The organism is Streptomyces sp. PsTaAH-124 (assembly GCF_000373685.1).
Classification (GTDB): Bacteria; Actinomycetota; Actinomycetes; order Streptomycetales; family Streptomycetaceae; genus Streptomyces; species Streptomyces andamanensis.
Genome location: NZ_KB892180.1, coordinates 305,577 through 324,651, shown reverse-complemented (window position 1 = coordinate 324,651; position 19,075 = coordinate 305,577). Strand labels below are relative to the sequence as shown.

Sequence of the window (19,075 nt, the reverse complement as noted above, 5' to 3'; positions counted from 1 at the left end):
CCTGAGCCGTTCCGGCGCCGCCCGAAGACCCGCGGACCCGCGCCCGCGGGCTCCGGGCCCGCAGGCCCACGGCTCCCCGTCCGAAGAGGAGACCGCGTGACCGACCGCACCGACGACGCGCCGCCCGACCTGTCCTCCCGCGACCCCGACTGGTGGCGGCAGGCCGTCGTCTACCAGGTCTACCCCCGCAGCTTCGCCGACGCCGACGGGGACGGACTCGGCGACATCCGGGGCATCACCCGGCGGCTGACGCATCTGGCCGGGCTCGGTGTGGACGCCGTGTGGCTCAGCCCGTTCTACCCCTCCGAACTGGCCGACGGCGGCTACGACGTCGCCGACCACCGGGACGTCGACCCCCGCCTGGGCACCCTCGACGACTTCGACGCGCTGGTCGCCGAGGCGCACCGCCTCGGCCTGAAGGTGATCGCGGACATCGTCCCCAACCACAGCTCGCACCGGCACCGCTGGTTCCAGGAGGCGCTGCGGGCCGGACCCGGCTCCGCCGCCCGCGCCCGGTACGTCTTCCGGGACGGCCGCGGCGACAGCGGCGAACTGCCGCCCACCGACTGGCAGTCCGTGTTCGGCGGCAGCGCCTGGCGGCGGGTGCCGGACGGCCAGTGGTACCTGCACCTGTTCGCCCCCGAGCAGCCGGACTTCGACTGGAGCAACGAGGAGGTGCGCGCCGACTTCCGCACCACCCTGCGGTTCTGGTCCGACCGGGGCGTGGACGGCTTCCGCGTCGATGTGGCGCACGCCCTGGTCAAGGACCTCGACGAACCGCTGCGTGACGTCGGGGACATCGGCGTCACCGGCGAGGACGCGCTGCCGCGTCTGGAACCGGGCAGCCACCCGTACTGGGACCGGGACGGCGTGCACGAGATCTACCGGGACTGGCGCAAGATCTTCGACGCCTACTCCCCGCCCCGCACCGCCGTCGCCGAGGCGTGGGTGCCGGACGCGCGGCGCGCGCTGTACGCCCGGCCCGACGAACTGGGCCAGTCCTTCAACTTCGAGTACCTCCAGACCGGGTGGGACGCGGACGGACTGCGCGCCGCCATCGCCGCCTCCCTGGCCACCGCGCGGGCCGCCGGTGCCTCCGCCACCTGGGTGCTGTCCAACCACGACGTGGTGCGGCACGCCTCCCGGCTGGTGCTCCCGCCGGGCACGGACGAGAACGCCTGGCTGCTGGCCGGCGGCCGGGCGCCCGCCGTGGACCCGGCGGCCGGACTGCGCCGGGCCCGCGCGGCGACCCTGCTGATGCTGGCCCTGCCCGGCTCCGCCTACCTCTACCAGGGCGAGGAACTGGGCCTCCCCGAGGTCGCCGACCTGCCCACCGAGGTGCTCCAGGACCCCGTCTGGGAGCAGACGGGCCATGTCCGCAAGGGCAGGGACGGCTGCCGGGTGCCGCTGCCGTGGACGACGACCGGACCCTCGTACGGCTTCGGGCCCGGCGGGTCCTGGCTGCCACAGCCGCCCGCCTTCGCCGCGTACGCCGTCCAGGCGCAGGACGGGGTGGCGGGCTCGACCCTGGAGCTGTACCGCAAGGCGCTGCGGCTGCGCCGCAAGCTGCTCGCGGGCGAGTCGCTGACCTGGACGCAGGACACCCCGGCGGGTGTGCTGGCGTTCGCCCGCTCCGCGGGCTGGCGGTGTGTCACCAACCTGTCGGACGGGTCCGTACCGTTGCCGCCGGGCGAGGTGCTGCTGAGCAGCGCACCGCCGACGGGCGACCGGCTGGAGCCGGACACCACCGTGTGGCTGGCGTAGGCCCTGGCTCCCGGTCACCCGCCCCCGCCCCGCCCGCGCCCAGTGGACCCCCGGCTCCGGGACGTCGCCCGCGGCGGGGACAATGATCGTCGACGGACGTGGAGGAACCACAGGCCCTGGCGGGCGGAGGGGTGGGCGGATGCCGGACCGGCGTACGTACGCGGCGGTGACCGCGGTCTGCGCGCTGCTCGCCGGGTGCTCGTCCACCGCACAGGTCGGTGACAGCAGCCCCCAGGACGCGCTGACGCGCACCCTGGAGCCCGGTGAGCGCCCCGCCGTGCCGGACCTCGGCGGGACGTCCCTGGACGGCCGGGAGATCCGGCTGTCCGACTACCGGGGCAAGGTCGTCGTGCTCAACGTCTGGGCGCACTGGTGCGGACCGTGCCGGCTGGAGGCCCCGGAGCTGGAGAAGATCCAGAAGGAGTGGTCGCCCCGTGGGGTGCAGGTGCTCGGGATCGCCAGCGACAGCAGCCGCACCGAGGCGCTCACCTTCCAGCGGGAGCACCGTCTGGGCTATCCGTCCCTGCACGATCCGGCGGGCAAGCAGGTGCTGCGCCTGCCCCGCGGACTGGTGAACACCCAGACGCTCCCCCTCACCGTGGTCATCGACCGGGAGGGCCGGGCCGCGGCCGTCCGGATCGGCATGACGTCGGAGAGCCGGATGGCGAAGGTGCTCGAACCGCTGCTCCCCGCCGCGGCGGCGTCCGGCGGGCCGGGGCGCTGAACCGGGCGTCCGGACGGACAATGGCCGGGCGCCGGGCGTACCGGTCCCGCCCGCAGTCCTCGCCGAAAGGAACGAGATGACCGCCACCACCCGTACCGTCGCCGTGCTGGGCACCGGCATCATGGGCGCCGCGATGGCCCGCAACCTCCTGCGGGCCGGGCACATCGTCCGCGCCTGGAACCGCACCCGCGCCAAGGCCGAGCCGCTGGCGGCCGAGGGCGCCGAGGTCGCGGCCACCGCCGCCGACGCGGTCCGGGACGCCGATGCCGTGCTGACCATGCTCTACGACGGCACCACCGTCCTGGAGGTCATGCGCGAGGCCGCCCCCGAGGCCCGTGCGGGCGCCGTCTGGGCGCAGTCGACCACCTCCGGCCTGGAGGCGGTCGGCGAACTGGCGGACCTCGCCCGCGCCCACGGCCTGGTCTTCTACGACGCCCCGGTCCTCGGCACCCGCCAGCCCGCCGAGGCAGGGCAGCTCACCGTGCTGGCCGCCGGGCCCGCGGAGGGCCGCGCGGCGGTGCAGCCGCTGTTCGACGCGGTGGGCGCGCGCACGGTGTGGACCGGCGAGGACGGCGCCGCGGCCACCGCGACCCGGCTGAAGCTGGTCGCCAACAGCTGGGTCATCGCGGCCACCGCCGCCACCGGCGAGACCCTGTCCCTGGCCGAGGGGCTGGGCGTGGACCCGGCGGCCTTCTTCGACCTGATCGCGGGCGGCCCGCTCGACATGGGCTATCTGCGCGCCAAGGCCGGGCTCGTCCTCGACGGCGCTCTGCTGCCGCCGAGCTTCGCGGTGACCACCGCGGAGAAGGACGCCCGGCTGATCGTGGAGGCCGGCGCGCGGCACGGCGTACGCCTGGACGTGGCCGCCGCGAGCGCCGACCGCTTCGCCCGCGCCGCCGCCCAGGGGCACGGCGACGAGGACATGGCCGCGGCCTACTTCGCCAGCTTCGACGAGCGTCCGGCGCCGGGGGCCTGACCGCCCGGCCGCCTGACGGCCGGTCAGCCCAGGCAGAGGACCAGCAGGCAGAGCTGCGGGGACGCCGGGTCCGCGGCGGGCGGCGAGGACGGGTCCGTGCTGCCGTGACCGGGCGGGGTGCCCTGGGGAGCGGTGGGCCCGGTCGACGGGTGCTGTGCCGGGGTGTCCGGGGAATCGTGTGCGGCCGGGGTGCCGCCGGTCCCGGAGGTGCCGCCCTCGGCCGAGGTCCCGGACGGGTCCGCCGGAGCCGGGTGCGTGGCGGGCGCGGAGGGCGCCACCGGTGCGGGCGGGGCGGCGGCGTCGGGGCGTACGCCCTGTCCGGCCGGGGCGGAGGGGTGGTGCGCGGGCGCGGACGGAGGCGAGGAGTGCCGCACACCGGAGAAGCCGGTTCCGGGGGTCCTCCCGGGGGCGGATCCGGTCCCGGCCGCCGGTGCGGAGCCGTGGCCCGCGGGCTGCCTGCCGACGCTGTCCGGATGCGGGCCGTCCTGCGCCGGGGCCGCCGCCTGGGCGCGGTCGCCGCCGCCGCGTTCCATCGAGGCGACCGTCAGACCGCCGCCGACCAGCGCCACCGCCGTGGCGACCAGGGCCCGTCGCTGGGTCTTCTTCCAGCGGGCCAGCTGCCGCCGCCGCGCCGCCCGCCCCGGCCGCTCCCGGACCTCCGGCAGGTCCGGCAGGTCCGATACGTCCGTCCCGCCCGGTACCTCCGGGGCGTCCGGTGGGGCGGTCTCCCGCATGGCGGCCGCCGCCGGGCCGGGGGCGTAGGCGTGCGCGGAGTCCGTGGTGGCGTTCGGTGCTATGTCCGGCGCGTACGCACCGCAACCGGGGCACACCAGGGCACCGTTGAGGTGCCGTCGGCACGTGGAGCAGTAGTCCATCCGGATCTTCCTGGGTCGGCTGCCGGGCGGCCAGTCACGCTAACAACCGGGCCGCCGCGCTGTGTGGAGCCTGTGTGACGCTCTCGTACGGATTCGGCACCGGACCTCGTCCGCCGGAAGGATGCGGCGGCCCCTCAAGATCGCCGAGGATGGCGGGGACATGCTCGGACCCGAGGGAAGGGAAGTCCCTTGCGCATCCGCAGGATCGCCGCGGCCACCGTCGTCGCCACCGCCTTGTCACTGACCTCCGCCGCCGCACCCGCGGCCTTCGCCGACCCCGGACCGGCCTCCGCCCCGGCCACCGTCCCGGTCACCGTCCCGGCCTCCGCCCGGCCGGGCACCGCCTTGGACCCGGCCGCCCTCGGCGGCGCGCTGCGCGCCGTGCACGAGGCGGGCATGTACGGCCTGTACTCCTCGGTCCGCGACGGCGACCGCGCCTGGAGCGGCGCGTCCGGCGTCGCGGACGTGGCCACCGGCCGCCCGGTCCGGCCGGACCTGCGCCACCGGGTGGGCAGCATCAGCAAGTCCTTCGCCGCCGTCGCCGTGCTCCAGCAGGTCCAGGCGGGCCGGATCCGCCTGGACGCCCCCGTCGCCACGTATCTGCCCGGTCTGGTCCCGGGCGAGCGCGGGGACCGGATCACCGTCCGCATGCTGCTCGACCACACCAGCGGCATCGGCGACTACGTGGTGCCCGCCTTCCCGTCCCTGGCCACGGGCTCGACGGCCAGCCTCGACGAGGAGCGGTTCCGCTCGATCCGCCCGGCGGAACTGGTCCGCCTCGGCCTGGCCGCCCCCGCCACCGGCGCACCCGGCGCGCTGCCCGGCCACTACTCCAACACCAACTACGTCATCGCCGGACTCCTGCTGGCCAAGGTCACCGGCCAGGACCCGGAGGCGTACATCACCCGGCACGTCATCGGCCGGGCCGGGCTGCGCCACACCTCCTACCCGCGCACCGCCGCCCTCCAGGGCCCGCACGCGCGGATGTACGAGAGCTTCTACGGGCTGATCGACCCGCCCCGCGACTACAGCGTCTACGACATGTCCTGGGCGTACACGGCGGGCGCGGTGGTCTCCACCACCGACGACCTGAACCGCTTCTACCGGGCGCTGCTGACGGGCCGGCTGATCGGCCCGGCCGCGCTGAAGGAGATGCAGCGGACCGTCCCCGTGGACGGCCTGAACTACGGACTGGGCCTGTACGCGGTCGACATACCCGGCTGCGGCCGCTTCTGGGGCCATGACGGAGCCGTGTTCGGCGCCGGGACGATCGCGCTGTCCAGCCCGGACGGGAAGCGCCAGGCCGCCGTCGGCTGGAACCTGATGAAGTACGAGCGTCTGAAGGAGGACGGCACCGGTTTCGAGCCGAGCCCGGTCGACGACGCCCTCAACTCCTACCTGGGCGCCGCGCTCTGCCCGGCCGCCGCGACCGCCCCCGCGCCGTCCGTGTCCGCACCCCGCACCGCTACCGTGCTCCGGGGCGCCGATCTCTCCCCGGACGCCTGGGCCGGGCTCCTGCGCTGAACCGTTCCCGGCCGATCCCCGTCTGACGGGGCGGACCTGTGACGGAAGGACGGAACGTGCGCAACGGCGAGAAGGCGGCGGCCGGTGCCGAAGGCGGCGCGCGGCTCGGCCGTATCGGCCGGTCGCCGGTGCGGTGGCACACCGCCCTGCTGACCGGGTGGACGGTCCTGTGGTTCCTGGTGGCCGAACGGCACGGGGCCGTGTCCTGGCACTATCTGCGCAGCGGTGAGGAACTGCTGTTCAGTCAGGTGCCGGGCGGCGGCCTCGCGCTGTACGCCAACCACCCGGAGTTGCAGATCGGCCCGGTCTCCTTCGTCGTCGCCGCGCTGTTCGGGCCCTTCCCGGCGGCCCTGGGCGAGAACCTGGCCGAGGCGTTCATGTCCGGCCTGGGCCTGTACATGCTGGTCCTGATCGGCCGGACCGCCGCCGAGTGGGGGCGCGGCACCGGGATGAACCACAAGCGCCTCCAGCAGCGCGTCCTGGTCGCCGGTGCCGCGTTCATCCCCATGTGGGTGGAGGTCTCGGTGCGGTTCGCGCACCTGGACGACGTCATGGCGCTGTTCTTCACCACGCTGGCGGTGCGCGCCCTGGTGCGCGGCAACGCCACCGCCGTCGGTGTCTTCCTCGCGCTGGCGGTGGACTCCAAGCCGTGGGCGGTGGGCTTCCTGCCGCTGCTGCTGGCGCTGCCCAGGGCCGAACGGCTGCGCGCGGCGGCCTGGACGGTGGGCCTGGTGGCGGCGGCCTGGCTGCCGTTCTATCTGACCCATCTGGAGACGTTCGCCGCCGCCCGGTTCACCATCCCCAACCAGCCCGCCTCCTCGCTGCGCTGGTTCGGGGTGACCGACCCGGCCACCCCCTGGTGGGACCGGCCCGCGCAGATGGCCCTCGGGATCGCGCTCGGCGCGCTCGCGGTGCGCCGGGGCCGCTGGGCGGCCGTGGTGGTGCTGGCCGCCGACGCGCGGATCGTGCTGGATCCGAGCGTGTACACGTACTACAACGCGTCGGTGCTGCTCGGCACGCTCATCTGGGACTCGGTGGGGCAGCGGCGGCTGGTCCCCTGGGTCAGCTGGATAGCGCTGATCTCCCTGTACGGCAGCGCGCTGCTGGTGCCCTCGGACTCGGCGCAGGGCCTGATCCGGCTGGCGTTCGCCGTCGGTTCGGCGCTGTACGTGCTGTTCTGGCCGCAGCGTCCGCCGCGCGGCTCACGGGAGGCCGCCGCGCCCGCGGTGCGGCTGCCGGGGCAGCGGCGGGCGCCGGACGGCTCTCAGGCCCGGTCGGTCAGTTCCTCCGCGTAGACCTGGGACAGCGGCTGCGGGCCCACATAGCGCTGGCAGTTGCACCGGCCCGGCTCGTAGCGCAGGGGCTTCTTGTTCTCGTCCCAGGCGACGGGCACCTCGACGCGTTCGTGGCAGCGGCCGTCGCGGTCGTGCTTGGCGAGGTGGTGCGTGCAGCCGCAGACGGGCTCGGGCGGCTGGTGGGCGGCCTCCAGGGCGAGCCGCTCCGCCTTCTGCGCCTCCAGGAGCTCCAGTCTGCGCTGGTGCCGGTTGCGCAGCGCGGTGCGCGCGGTGTCCGCGAGCCACGCGAAGCCACCGGTCCAGAACAGGATGAGCACCCACCAGATCCAGTTCATCTCTCCCCCGTCCCGCTCCCCGCGCAGCCGCCCGGCACGCGCTCGCGCCGCAGGGCGGGCTCCGGCTCCGCGCGCCGCGGCACGGGTTCAGGATAGACAACGGCGGGCCGTACGGGAGGGGGCGCGACGGGCCGGGCGGCGCGGGCGCGGCGCGGCAGGCGCAGCCGCTGCCAGGGGCGCTCGTGGAGGACGGCCAGGACGAGGGCGGCGGCCACCGCGATGAGGTGCTCGCGGCCGGCCAGGTTGGGTTTCACCACCGACTCGGCGACCATCGAGCCGCCGGTGAGGAAGAAGACGACCGGGGCGCGGCGCACCACGGAGAGATAGGTGAACAGGCCGACCACGGCCGCGGACGGGCCGGTGTCCAGGACGTGGCCGATCTCCGGCGGCAGGCCGATCCCGCCGTGGCCGGGGCCGATGGCGAGCATCACCCGCACGGTGAGGGTGCCGGCGAGTGTGGTGACGTAGGAGATGTAGAGGGTGCGGGCGCGGCCCAGGGTGACTTCGGCGAGGGCGAAGGCCAGGAAGAGCTGGGTGATGCCCGCCCACACCGGCAGGTCCAGGGCGGGGACGTAGAGCGAGACGGGGGTGCGGGCCAGGGCCAGCCACAGCGGCAGGTCGGCCTGGACGCCGCCGACCATGCGCACCGCCGTCTCGCCCCGGGGGTGCTGGGCGACCGCGTGGAAGAAGATCACGCCGAAGGCGGCCACGAAGGCGAGCAGCAGCCCGGACAGGCCCCGGCGCAGCAGCAGGCGCACCGGGTCGACGACCATCGCGTGCCATTCACCGCGCAGGGTGCGGACGACGAACAGCGCGAGCCGGGTCGCCAGATCCCGCCCGCGCTGCCGGACCCGCGGTCCGCCGGGTCTCACTCCCTCGTCCTGTCCGGCTTCACCGGTCCTCTGTTCCCTCGCACCGCCGCTCGGCTCCTCGAAGCAGTTCCCGCCCAAACGTACGCACAACCGTATGGACCGGAATCCGGCCCGCTACGTTGCTCCGCGCCGGGCGATGTGCTTCAGCGCACGGGCGCCCTGCGGGGTGTGCGCCCGGACAGTCTGCCCCGGGCGGCGCCGCCGCGGGAGCGGTAGACGACGTAGGGGCGGGCCAGATAGCCGACCGGGGCGGTGAAGGCGTGCACCAGGCGGCCGAACGGCCACAGGGCGAACAGGAGCATGGCCAGCAGAGCGTGGCACTGGTAGACGAGCGGGGCGTGGGCCATGGCGGCGACGTCGGGGTCGAGGGTGAACAGGCTGCGGAACCAGACGGCGACGCCGAGCCGGTAGTCGTAGGGGTTGGTGACGGAGGTGGCGGTGGCGGTCAGCCCGGCCAGCAGGACGAGGGCGAGCAGCGGGTGGGTGAGCCGGTCGCTGCGGCTGGTGGCCCGGCGCACGGCGGGCACGCGCAGCCGCCGGTGCAGCAGCAGGCCGAGTCCGGCGACGGCGGCCAGTCCGGCGGTGCCGCCCATGGCCAGGGCGACCGCGTGGTACTGCTCCTCGCTGACGCGCAGCCACCGGGTCAGGGCCTCCGGGACCAGCAGGCCCATGACGTGGCCGCCGATGACCAGGAACAGGGCGTAGTGGAAGAGCGGGCCGCCGATGCCCAGCAGCCGGGACTCGTGGAGCTGGCTGGAGCGTGTGGTGAAGCCGAACCGGTCGTAGCGGTAGCGCCAGGCGGTACCGGCGACGAGCACGGCCAGCGCGAGGTAGGGCAGGACGCCCCACAGGGCGATGTCCAGGTGCGCGGCGCGCAGGTGCGGCGGGGTCATCAGCGGCGGACTCCTTCGTCGTCCGGCGCGTGCCGGAGGGGGAACGGCAGGGGGAGGGGCCGTGGCTCCGGTACGGCCGCGGGCCGCGGGTTCGGGGGCGGGGTGTCGGGCACGGTGGTCAGGACCGCGCGCAGCACGTCGGCGTAGGGGCTGTGGTGGGTCTCCAGGCCGTGGGCGAGCAGGGCGAGCGCCGGGCGGTGCTCGTGCAGCAGATCGGTGCCGGGACCGGGGCAGCGGGCGGCGAACTCCAGCAGGCAGGGCAGGTGGTCGGGGAGTTCGCCGGGCGGCGGTGCCCAGCCGTGCTCGCGGTAGCGGGCCTTCAGCGCGGCCAGGGTGGCGCCGCGGCGGCGGGTGTCGCCGTCGGTGTAGTGGGTCAGGTGCAGGGTGCGGCGGCGGCTGCGGTCGAAGGTGGTGACGTAGCCGGTGGCGAGGTCGAGCGGACTGGTGTCCCGCGCCCACCGGCAGAAGCGCAGCAGCAGCCCGGGGGCCTCGCCGGGCAGCGGGGCGAGTGCGTCGGCCACGGTCCGGAGCCGGTCGGGCCAGTCGGGGCCCGGGTGGTCCAGGAGCAGGGCGGCGGCCTGGTGGAGTGCCCGGTGCAGGGTCATGTGCCGGCGCCCTCCGCCCGCGACCGGTCGGGGAACAGGCCGCTGGGCCGGCCGCGGCCGTTCCAGTTGAGCAGGTTGATCCGGCCGCGCAGCGCGGAGCGGCCCGCTTCGGCGGGGGCCGGGACCGGGGGCGCGTGGAAGGCGCCCGCGGCGTCGGTGCCGTACATCCCGGGGCCGCCGTCGCCCTCCAGGCTGCATCCGGCGCCGTCCGGGCCGCTGCCGCCGCCCGCGACGTACGTGGTGGGGATGACGTAGCGCTCCTCGTACTTGGCGAGGGCGAGCAGCCGGTACATGGCCTCCAGGCCGGTCTCGTCCATGCCGACGCCGCGGGCGATGGCCGGGTCGCGGTCCTCGCCGAGGTTGACGCGGCGCATGTGGGCGCGCATCGCGGCCAGCCGGCACAGCGCGGCCTCCACCGGCGCGGGGTCCCCGGCGGTGAACAGACCGGCCAGGTAGGAGACCGGGATGCGCAGGGAGTCGATGGCGCCGAACAGGGGCGCCGGGTGCTCGCCGTCGTGGCCGCTGCGGGTGAGCGCGTCGACCACCGGGGACAGCGGCGGGACGTACCAGACCATGGGCAGGGTGCGGTACTCCGGGTGCAGGGGCAGGGCGACACGGTAGGTGGTGATGAGGTCGCGCACGGGGGAGCGGCGGGCCGCGGTGATCCAGTCGTGCGGGACGCCGGACGCCTCGGCGGCGCGCACCACCTCGGGGTCGTGCGGGTCGAGGAAGCAGCCGAGCTGGGCCTCGTAGAGGTCCTTCTCGTCGGGGACGGCGGCGGCCTCGCCGACCTTGTCGGCGTCGTAGAGCAGCACGCCGAGGTAGCGCAGCCGGCCCACGCAGGTCTCCGAGCAGACGGTCGGCTCGCCCGCCTCGATACGCGGGTAGCAGAAGGTGCACTTCTCGGCCTTGCCGGTGGAGTGGTTGAAGTAGACCTTCTTGTACGGGCAGCCGGAGACGCACATCCGCCAGCCGCGGCAGCGGTCCTGGTCGACGAGGACGATGCCGTCCTCGATGCGCTTGTAGAGCGCCCCGGAGGGGCAGACCGCCACACAGCTCGGGTTGAGGCAGTGCTCGCAGATGCGCGGCAGATGGAACATGAACGCCTGCTCGTACTCCAGCCTGACCTGCTCGTTCATCGCCTGGAGCACGGGGTCTCCGGCCAGGTGCGCGGGGCCGCCGCCCAGGTCGTCGTCCCAGTTGGGCCCGGAGGTGACGGAGACGGGGCGGCCGTCGATCAGGGAGCGGGGGCGGGCGGTGGGCAGGTCGTCGCCGAGCGGGGCGGCGATCAGGGTGTCGTAGTCGTAGGTCCAGGGCTCGTAGTAGTCGGCCAGGGAGGGCAGTTCGGGGTTGGCGAAGAGGCGGGCGAGGCGGCGTACGCGGCCGCCGGAGCGCGGCACCAGCCGGCCGCGCGCGTCCAGCCGCCAGCCGCCCCTCCACTTCTCCTGGTCCTCGTGGCCGCGCGGATAGCCCAGGCCGGGGCGGGTCTCGACGTTGTTGAACCAGGCGTACTCGGTGCCGGTGCGGTTGGTCCAGGTCTGCTTGCAGGTGACCGAGCAGGTGTGGCAGCCGATGCACTTGTCGAGGTTCATGACCATGGCGACCTGACTCAAGACGCGCATGTCAGTACTGCACCTCCTGGGCGCGGCGCCGCACGACGGTGCGGGCGTCGCGCTGGTTGCCGGTGGGGCCGTAGTAGTTGGGGGCGAAGGAGAGCTGGGCGTAGCCGCCGATGAGGTGCGTGGGTTTGAGGAGGATGCGGGTGAGGGCGTTGTGCACACCGCCGCGCCGTCCGGTGGCCTCCGAGCGCGGCACGTTCACCAGGCGTTCCTGCACGTGGTACATGAACACCGTGCCGGGCGGCATGCGGTGGGAGACGATCGCGCGGGCGACGACGACGCCGTTGGGGTTGACCGCCTCCACCCAGTCGTTGTCGGCGGCGCCGATGGCCTCGGCGTCGGGCACGCTCATCCAGATGACCGGGCCGCCGCGGGCCAGGGTCTGCATGAGCAGGTTCTCCTGGTACTCGGAGTGGATGGACCACTTGGAGTGCGGGGTGAGGTAGCGCACGGAGACCTCGCGCTCGCCGGGGACGCTGTCGGCGGTGAGGTCCAGCGGCGGCCGGTAGACGGGCAGTTGCTCGCCGAGCTCGGCCATCCAGTCGTGGTCCAGGTAGAAGTGCTGGCGGCCGGTGAGGGTGTGCCAGGGCTTGTTGTGCTCGGTGTTGACGGTGAAGGGCGAGTAGCGCCGGTCGGGGGCCTCCTTGCCGGACCACTCGTAGCTGGTGCCGACCTGGACGGGCCGCTGCTGGGTGTCGGAGAAGACGATCCGGCGTTCGCGCACGGACTCGGCGAGGGTGTCGAAGGCGGCGCCGGGGCCGCAGCGTTCGCCGAGCCGCTCGAAGCCCTCCGCGGCGAGGCGCCCGTTGGTGGTGCCGGACAGGGCGAGGATCGCCTCGCACAGCTTGACGTCGGTGTCGAGCAGCGGGCGGCCGCGGACGGGCCCGGATCCGCCGGCGGTGCCGCAGCGGGCGGCCAGGTGACGCACCTCGGGGCCGGGCCGGACGGTGACGCCCTTGACGGTCATGCCCTGCTGCTCGCACAGCGGGCCGAGCGCGGCCAGCCGGTCGGCGACGGCGGTGTAGTCGCGTTCGACGAGGGTGAACTGCGGCAGGTCGCGGCCGGGCACGGGGGTGCGGCCCGCCGCGCGCCAGTCCCGGACGGTGCCGCCGGGCTGCGCCGTCTCGCCCGGGGTGTCGTGCTGGAGCGGGGTGGCCACCAGGTCGTGGGCCACGCCGAGCCGTCCGGCGGCCAGTTCGCCGAAGCGGCGGGCCAGCGCGTGGAAGATCTCGAAGTCGGTGCGGGCCTGCCAGGGCGGGCTGATCGCGGGCGAGAAGGCGTGCACATAGGGGTGCATGTCGGTGCTGGACAGGTCGTGCTTCTCGTACCAGGTGGCGGCGGGCAGCACGAGGTCGGCCATCAGCGTGGTCGAGGTCATCCGGAAGTCCAGGGCGAGCAGCAGGTCGAGCTTGCCGCGCGGGGCCTCCTCGCGCCAGGTGACGTCCCGGGGACGGGCTTCGGGCGGGGCCTCGGCGGCGTGCGCGTTGTCGCTCGCGCCCAGCAGATGGCGCAGGAAGAACTCGTTGCCCTTGGCGGAGGAGCCGATCAGATTGGCCCGCCACACGGTGAGCACCCGCGGCCAGTTCTCCGGGGCGTCCGGGTCCTCGCAGGCGAACGACAGCTTGCCCTCGGCCAGTCGGGAGGCCACCCACTCGCCGGGCTCGCGTCCGCTCTCGCGCACCGCGCGGCCCAGGTCGAGCGGGTTGGCGGAGAAGGCGGGCGCGGACGGCATCCAGCCCAGGCGCACCGACTGGGCGACCAGATCGGCGGTGTGCCGCCCGTGGAACAGGCCGGGTCCGGTGGGCGCGGCGAGCGCGTCGGCGCCGTGGCCGTCGTAGCGCCACTGGCCGGTGTGCAGGTACCAGTACGGGGTGCCGGCGACCTGCCGGGAGGGCCGCACCCAGTCGGCGGCCGACTGGAGCTGCTGCCAGCCCGCGTAGGGCCGCACCTTCTCCTGGCCGACGTAGTGCGCCCAGCCGCCGCCGTTGACGCCCTGGCAGCCGGTGAGCAGCAGCAGGGTGAGGAAGGAGCGGTAGATGGTGTCGGAGTGGAACCAGTGGTTGGTGCCCGCGCCCATGACGATGGTGCACCGGCCCCGGGACTGCTCGGCGGTGCGCGCGAACTCCCGCGCCACCCGCACCACGGCGGCGGCCGGAACCGAGGTGATCGCCTCCTGCCAGGCCGGGGTGTGCGGCTGGGCGGCGTCCTCGTAGCCGTCCGGCCACTCGCCCTCCAGTCCGTCGCGGGCCACCCCGTACTGGGCGAGCAGCAGATCGAAGACGGTCGTCACCCGGCGTCCGCCCACCTCGCTCACCGGCACGCCGCGGGTGACGCAGCCGCCGCCCGCCTCCTGCCCGGTGCCGGAGCCGTCGAAGCGGGGCAGCCGGACGGGGACGCTGCCGCCGGGCCCGGCGTCCGCCCGGTGGAAGGTCAGCTGGGGCTCCACGTCGCCGAGGTCCAGGTTCCAGCGGCCCTCGCCGCGCTTGGACCAGCGGTCGCCGAGGGTGCCGTTGGGCACCACCGGGCGTCCGGAGGCCGCGTCGAGCAGCACCGGCTTCCAGTGGGCGTCCTCGCCCGCCTCCTGGTCCAGGCCGAGCGCCGCCGCGGTGACGAACTTGCCGGGCACGAACGCGCCCGGGTGGCGCGGGTGTTCGGCCAGCTCCACGAGGAAGGGCAGGTCGGTGAAGCGCCGGACGTAGTCGGTGAAGTACGGCACCTGGCGGCGCACGAAGAACTCGGTGAGGATCACGTGCCCCATGGCCATCGCCAGCGCCCCGTCGGTGCCCGGGTGCGGGTGCAGCCACTCGTCGGCGAACTTGGTGGCGTCCGCGTAGTCCGGGGAGACCACCACGACCTTCTGGCCGCGGTAGCGGGCCTCGGTCATCCAGTGCGCGTCCGGGGTGCGGGTCACCGGCACGTTGGAGCCCCACAGCATCAGGTACGCCGCGTCCCACCAGTCCCCGGACTCCGGCACGTCCGTCTGGTCGCCGAAGACCTGCGGGGAGGCGATCGGCAGATCGGCGTACCAGTCGTAGAACGACACCATCGGCGCGCCGATCAGCGACATGAAGCGGGCGCCCACCGCGTGCGAGGCCATGGACATCGCGGGGATCGGGGAGAACCCGGCGACCCGGTCGGGCCCGTGCTCGGCGATGGTGTGCACATGGGCGGCGGCGGCGATCTCCAGCGCCTCGTCCCAGCCGATCCGCACCAGGCCGCCCTTGCCGCGCGCGGCCTGGTAGCGGCGCCGCCGCTCCGGGTCGGTGACGATCTCCGCCCAGGCGGCGACCGGGTCGCCGAGCCGGGCGCGGGCCTCGCGGTACATCTCCACGAGGACCCCGCGGGCGTGCGGGTAGCGCACCCGGGTCGGCGAGTACGTGTACCAGGAGAACGAGGCGCCGCGCGGGCAGCCGCGCGGCTCGTACTCGGGCCGGTCGGGCCCGGTCGTGGGGTAGTCGGTCTCCTGGGTCTCCCAGGTGATCAGCCCGTCCTTGACGTACACCTTCCATGAGCAGGAGCCGGTGCAGTTCACCCCGTGGGTGGAGCGCACCACCTTGTCGTGCGCCCAACGCTCCCGGTACGGGCTGTCGTTGACGTCCTGGTCGGTGCGGAAGACCGCCCGCAGATCCGGAGTGGTCACGGAGCGTCGCAGCGTGCCCCCCGCCCGCAGCAACCGGTCGGCGGCCAGGGCCGCCATCCGCTCCGCTTCCTTTCGTGCCGCTCGCCGTCCCACTCGCAGCTCACATCCCCTATGAAGTCGGCGGACACCGGCCGGGGGGTGCGGGTGGTCGGTCCGCACCCGCCCGGCCGGCGTGGGCGTGGCCAGCGTGGCGCATCGGAACGGTCGGTTCCCATAGGACTACGCAGAGTTGATCAGAGCTATACGGGGGCTTTCTTTGCCCTTTGCAATAGTTGCATCAAGCAAGGGAACGGAAAGCTATGTTTGGACGCGGGCTGTGACGGGCAGTCAGTCCTTTCTGTTCCTTCTACGCCTCTGTCGTTTCGGCAGCGCCCCGAGTTCGAGCGCGACCGGCACCGCGGTGAACACCGACGAGTACGTGCCGACCACGATGCCGATCAGCAGCGCCAGGGCGAAGTCGGTCAGCGAGTCCCCGCCGAGCACGGCCAGCGAGGCCAGGATCAGCACCGCGCCCATACCGGTGTTCACGGTCCGCGGCAGCGTCTGCACGATCGCCCGGTCGGCGATGTCCGCAGGCCGCGCCCCGCGCTCGCGCCGCGTCAGCTCCCGGATCCGGTCGAAGACGACGACCGAGTCGTTGACCGAGTAGCCGATCACGGTCAGCAGCGCGGCCAGGAACACCCCGTCCAGCGGCTTGCCCAGCCAGGCGAAGATCCCGACCAGGATCACCACGTCGTGCGCGAGGGCGGTGACCGCCGCCGTCCCCAGCAGCCAGCGGAACCGGGCCGCGAGATACAGCAACTGGGCGCCCAGGGCCACCGCGAGCGCGATCAGCGCGCCCCGGCGCAGCTCCGCGCCCATGCTCGGACCGATCAGCTCGTCGCGGACCGTGTCCGCCCCGCCGCCCAGCGCGCCCACCGTCCGCGTCACGCGCTCCGCCTGCGCGTCCGTCAGCTCCGCGGTGCGCACGGTCAGGCCCTTGTCCCCGGAGGACTGCACGACCGCGCGCGGGAAGCCCGCGTCGGCGAGCGCGGTACGTGCCCGGTCGGGGTCGACGGCCCGCGCGGTGCCGTACTCGATCAGCCGGCCGCCGGTGAACTCCACACCGAGGTCGGCGCCGCGCACCAGCAGCCCCGACCCGGCGAGCACCAGCGCCACCGCCGACACCGCGAGCCAGCGGCGCGGCCTGCGCATCAGCCGCGGCCCGCGCCGCTCCAGCGCGTCGCGCACCCGGCCGGTGGTGGCGAGCCCGGTGAGGCGCGGCCGGCGGTGCACCCACCGGCGCGCGACGGCGAAGTCGGCGAGCACCCGGGTCACCACCAGCGCGCTGACCATGGACGCCAGGACACCGATGCCCAGCGTGACACCGAAGCCGCGCACCGGCCCCGAGGCCAGGAAGAACAGCAGCCCGGCCGCGATCAGTGTGGTCACGTTGGAGTCGGCGATGGCACTGAAGGCGTTGCGGAACCCGGCGGTCAGCGCCGAGCGGGCGGTGGGCCGGTGCCGGGCCGCGTACTCCTCGCGGGCCCGCTCGAAGACGAGCACGTTGGCGTCCACCGCCATGCCGATCGCCAGCACGAAACCGGCCAGGCCCGGCAGGGTCAGCGTGGCGCCCAGCGCGGCCAGGGCGGCGTAGGAGATCAGACCGTAGGAGAGCAGCGCCACGGCGGCGAGCACACCCATCAGGCGGTACATCACCACGATGAACAGCGCGGTCAGCGCGGTGCCCACGGCCGCCGCCCAGGCGCTCGCCGCGATGGCCCGCGCGCCCAGCGTCGGGCCCACGGTGTGCTGTTCGACCGTCTCGACCGGCACGGGCAGCGCCCCGCCGCTGATCAGCAGGGCCAGCTCGCGGGCCTCCCGGTCGTCGAAGGAGCCGGTGATCTGGGTGGAGCCGCCTGTGATGCCGGTGCCGCAGCCCACCGAGGGGTCGACCTGTGGCGCGGAGATGATCCGGCCGTCCAGCACGATGGCGATCCGGCGCGCGGGATCGCCCGCCGGGCTGCACGCGGCCTGCCCGGTCAGCTTCGCCCACCGGTCGCGGCCCGCGCGGTCGAAGTCCACGGTGACGTGCCAGCCGGCGCCGGACTGCGCGTCGAACCGGGCGTCGGCGCCCTTGACGTCCTGGCCGGTCAGCGCGGACGCGGCCAGCCGCAGCTTCTGTCCGGACTTGTCGGCCAGCACCTGCTCGCCGCGCCCGGCCGGTGCGCCGTTCCCGGCCGGGCCGAGCACCGGGTGCACGGTGAGCTGGGCGGTGCGGCCCAGCACACCGGCCGCCTCCTTCGGGTCCTGGACGCCGGGCAGTTCGACGACGATGCGGTGCGCGCCCGAGCGGACGAGGGTCGGTTCGGCGACGCCGAGCGCGTCGACCCGGCCGCGCAGCACCTCCAGGGTGCGGTCGGTGGCCGCGCGGTCGGCGCGCGCGGTCGGGGTGGACCGGGTCTCCAGCACGATCTGGGTGCCGCCGCGCAGATCGAGGCCCAGACGGACGGGCACGGTCACGGCGATGTACAGGGACAGGGCGAGGACGGTGAGGGCGAACAGCGCCCTCACCCGGGCGGAACGGATCAACGGATGCCTCCGGCGGCTCCGGCGGCACACCTGTGGACGCAGGCGTGCGGAAGGGGCGCGCCGTCCCGGGGACGACCGGGACGACGGCGAGGTCAGGGGTGTCGGGTGCCGGAGGATGCGGGCGGGGCCCGGTCCCGGTCGGGGACCGGGCGGCCGGACGCGGTGGGAGCGGTGCCGCCGGGCGGCGGGGCGCGTCCGGGCCCGGGGGCGGGGACGGCGGTGCCCGGGACGGTGGCGGCGGCCGGGTGGCCGGGTGCGGCGGGGCGGTCGCGGTGCGGCTCGGAGCGGGGGCCCGCCTGGAGGACGCAGGCGGCGGGGGAGACGTGGTCGCGGTGGTCGGCGGCCCGGGGCGCGGTCCCCTCGGTCTTCGTGGTCCCCTCGGTCTTCGCGGGCCCCTCGGTCCCCGCGGTCTCCGGGTGGAGGGCGGTGACGGACGGGCGCACGGGGGCGGCGTCGGCCGCGAGGACACCGAGGACGGGCGACAGGAGCAGCAGCAGGACCGCCGTCAGCAGGGCGGCGGTGCTCGGTGCGCGGCGCATGCGCCGTCCCCCTTCCTGCTTCCTGGCGGCTCTCGTACGTGGTGGCTCCCGGCGTTCGTACCCGGGGCCCCGGCCGGGGAGTTGGCGGCCGGGGCCCCGGGTGGCCGGGGGTGCGCGCGGGCGCGCACGTCAGGGTGCCGGGGGCGTCAGGGTTCGACGAGACCGGCACGGATGGCGTACCGGGTGAGTTCGAGGCGGTCGCGCAGGCCGAGCTTGTGCAGCAGGTTGGCGCGGTGCCGCTGGACCGTCTTGACGCTGATGAAGAGGATCTCGCCGATCTCCTTGGAGGAGTGCCCCTCGGCGACCAGCTTCAGGACCTCCTCCTCGCGGGGCGTCAGCACCTGGTCGGGCGTCTCCTCGCCGTGCCGGACCCGGTCCAGGTAGTTGCGGATCAGCGCGGTCACCGCGCCCGGGTACAGGAACGGCTCGTCCCGCATCGCGGCCCGGCAGGCGGCGACCAGATCGCGGTCGGCGACCGACTTCAGCACGTACCCGCAGGCACCGGCCTTCAGTGCCTGGAAGAAGTACTGCTCGTTGTCGTGCATCGTGAGCATCAGGATCCGCAGGTCCGGTTTGAGGGAGGCCAGTTCGCGGGTGGCCTGGAGCCCGGTCAGCCGGGGCATGGCGATGTCCAGCACCGCGAGGTCCACGTCCTGGGCGCGGGCCATCTCGATGGCCTCCGCCCCGTCACCCGCCTCGGCGACCACCTCCAGGTCGGGTTCCTGGTCGAGGATGAGCCGTACGCCCCGCCGGACCAGCGCGTGGTCGTCGGCGAGGAGGATGCGGATCGGGCGGGCCGCGGCGGGCGCGGGGGCGTCGGGCATGGGGCGGCCGTTCGGTACG

15 protein-coding genes are annotated in these 19,075 nt (G+C 74.7%); 5 read left to right on the top strand and 10 right to left on the bottom strand.

What is annotated here, in order from left to right; genetic code table 11:
* Nucleotides 1–96 precede the first annotated feature (96 nt).
* The 3 genes from B086_RS0124595 to B086_RS0124585 all read left to right on the top strand — a co-directional run bounded on the left by B086_RS0124595 (nt 97) and on the right by B086_RS0124585 (nt 3,464).
* Nucleotides 97–1,764 carry a glycoside hydrolase family 13 protein gene (locus B086_RS0124595; protein ID WP_018569094.1) on the top strand — a complete coding sequence of 556 codons (1,668 nt, stop codon included), beginning with the start codon at nt 97–99 and terminating at the stop codon, nt 1,762–1,764.
* A gap of 139 nt (nt 1,765–1,903) precedes the next feature.
* Nucleotides 1,904–2,488 (top strand): TlpA family protein disulfide reductase, encoded by a 585-nt coding sequence (locus tag B086_RS0124590; RefSeq protein WP_018569093.1) that lies wholly within the window; start codon nt 1,904–1,906, stop codon nt 2,486–2,488.
* Nucleotides 2,489–2,564: 76 nt separating this feature from the next.
* Nucleotides 2,565–3,464 carry an NAD(P)-dependent oxidoreductase gene (locus B086_RS0124585; RefSeq protein WP_018569092.1) on the top strand — a complete coding sequence of 300 codons (900 nt, stop codon included), beginning with the start codon at nt 2,565–2,567 and terminating at the stop codon, nt 3,462–3,464.
* A gap of 23 nt (nt 3,465–3,487) precedes the next feature.
* Here B086_RS0124585 and B086_RS44680 read toward each other — a convergent pair whose 3' ends face one another.
* Entirely contained in the window at nt 3,488–4,339 is an 852-nt protein-coding gene (locus tag B086_RS44680) for an SCO2400 family protein (protein ID WP_018569091.1), read from the bottom strand.
* A gap of 189 nt (nt 4,340–4,528) precedes the next feature.
* Here B086_RS44680 and B086_RS0124575 point away from each other — a divergent pair, with 189 nt between their 5' ends.
* Both B086_RS0124575 and B086_RS0124570 read left to right on the top strand, forming a co-directional pair.
* On the top strand, nt 4,529–5,863 hold the full coding sequence (locus B086_RS0124575) for a serine hydrolase domain-containing protein (RefSeq protein ID WP_018569090.1): 1,335 nt from the start codon (nt 4,529–4,531) through the stop codon (nt 5,861–5,863).
* A gap of 56 nt (nt 5,864–5,919) precedes the next feature.
* Nucleotides 5,920–7,158: a hypothetical protein gene (locus B086_RS0124570; RefSeq protein WP_018569089.1), complete on the top strand. Its 1,239-nt coding sequence runs from the start codon at nt 5,920–5,922 to the stop codon at nt 7,156–7,158.
* Here B086_RS0124570 and B086_RS0124565 read toward each other — a convergent pair.
* The 9 genes from B086_RS0124565 to B086_RS0124525 all read right to left on the bottom strand — a co-directional run bounded on the left by B086_RS0124565 (nt 7,128) and on the right by B086_RS0124525 (nt 19,056).
* The gene (locus B086_RS0124565; protein WP_018569088.1) at nt 7,128–7,493 is read right to left on the bottom strand and encodes a hypothetical protein; all 366 of its coding nucleotides are present in this window, start codon (nt 7,491–7,493) and stop codon (nt 7,128–7,130) included. The genes B086_RS0124570 and B086_RS0124565 overlap by 31 nt on opposite strands.
* The gene (locus B086_RS0124560; RefSeq protein ID WP_018569087.1) at nt 7,490–8,365 is read right to left on the bottom strand and encodes a hypothetical protein; all 876 of its coding nucleotides are present in this window, start codon (nt 8,363–8,365) and stop codon (nt 7,490–7,492) included. The genes B086_RS0124565 and B086_RS0124560 overlap by 4 nt, the downstream gene beginning before the upstream one ends.
* Before the next feature lie 143 nt (nt 8,366–8,508).
* Complete coding sequence (gene narI, locus B086_RS0124555) at nt 8,509–9,258, bottom strand: respiratory nitrate reductase subunit gamma (protein ID WP_018569086.1); 750 nt, start codon at nt 9,256–9,258, stop codon at nt 8,509–8,511.
* A complete protein-coding gene (narJ, locus tag B086_RS0124550; RefSeq protein WP_018569085.1) occupies nt 9,258–9,863 on the bottom strand; it encodes a nitrate reductase molybdenum cofactor assembly chaperone in 606 nt (201 codons plus the stop codon). The genes narI and narJ overlap by 1 nt, the downstream gene beginning before the upstream one ends.
* Nucleotides 9,860–11,485, bottom strand: a complete 1,626-nt coding sequence (narH, locus tag B086_RS0124545) for a nitrate reductase subunit beta (RefSeq protein WP_026252736.1) — start codon at nt 11,483–11,485, stop codon at nt 9,860–9,862. Before narH ends, narJ begins: the two co-directional genes overlap by 4 nt.
* A gap of 1 nt (nt 11,486) precedes the next feature.
* Nucleotides 11,487–15,179, bottom strand: a complete 3,693-nt coding sequence (locus B086_RS0124540; RefSeq protein WP_018569083.1) for a nitrate reductase subunit alpha — start codon at nt 15,177–15,179, stop codon at nt 11,487–11,489.
* A gap of 270 nt (nt 15,180–15,449) precedes the next feature.
* Entirely contained in the window at nt 15,450–17,693 is a 2,244-nt protein-coding gene (secD, locus tag B086_RS40665; RefSeq protein WP_018569082.1) for a protein translocase subunit SecD, read from the bottom strand.
* Nucleotides 17,694–17,785: 92 nt separating this feature from the next.
* Nucleotides 17,786–18,232, bottom strand: a complete 447-nt coding sequence (locus B086_RS45080) for a hypothetical protein (RefSeq protein WP_018569081.1) — start codon at nt 18,230–18,232, stop codon at nt 17,786–17,788.
* A 146-nt stretch (nt 18,233–18,378) separates the two neighbouring features.
* Complete coding sequence (locus B086_RS0124525; RefSeq protein WP_026252735.1) at nt 18,379–19,056, bottom strand: response regulator; 678 nt, start codon at nt 19,054–19,056, stop codon at nt 18,379–18,381.
* Between the last annotated feature and the right edge of the window lie 19 nt (nt 19,057–19,075).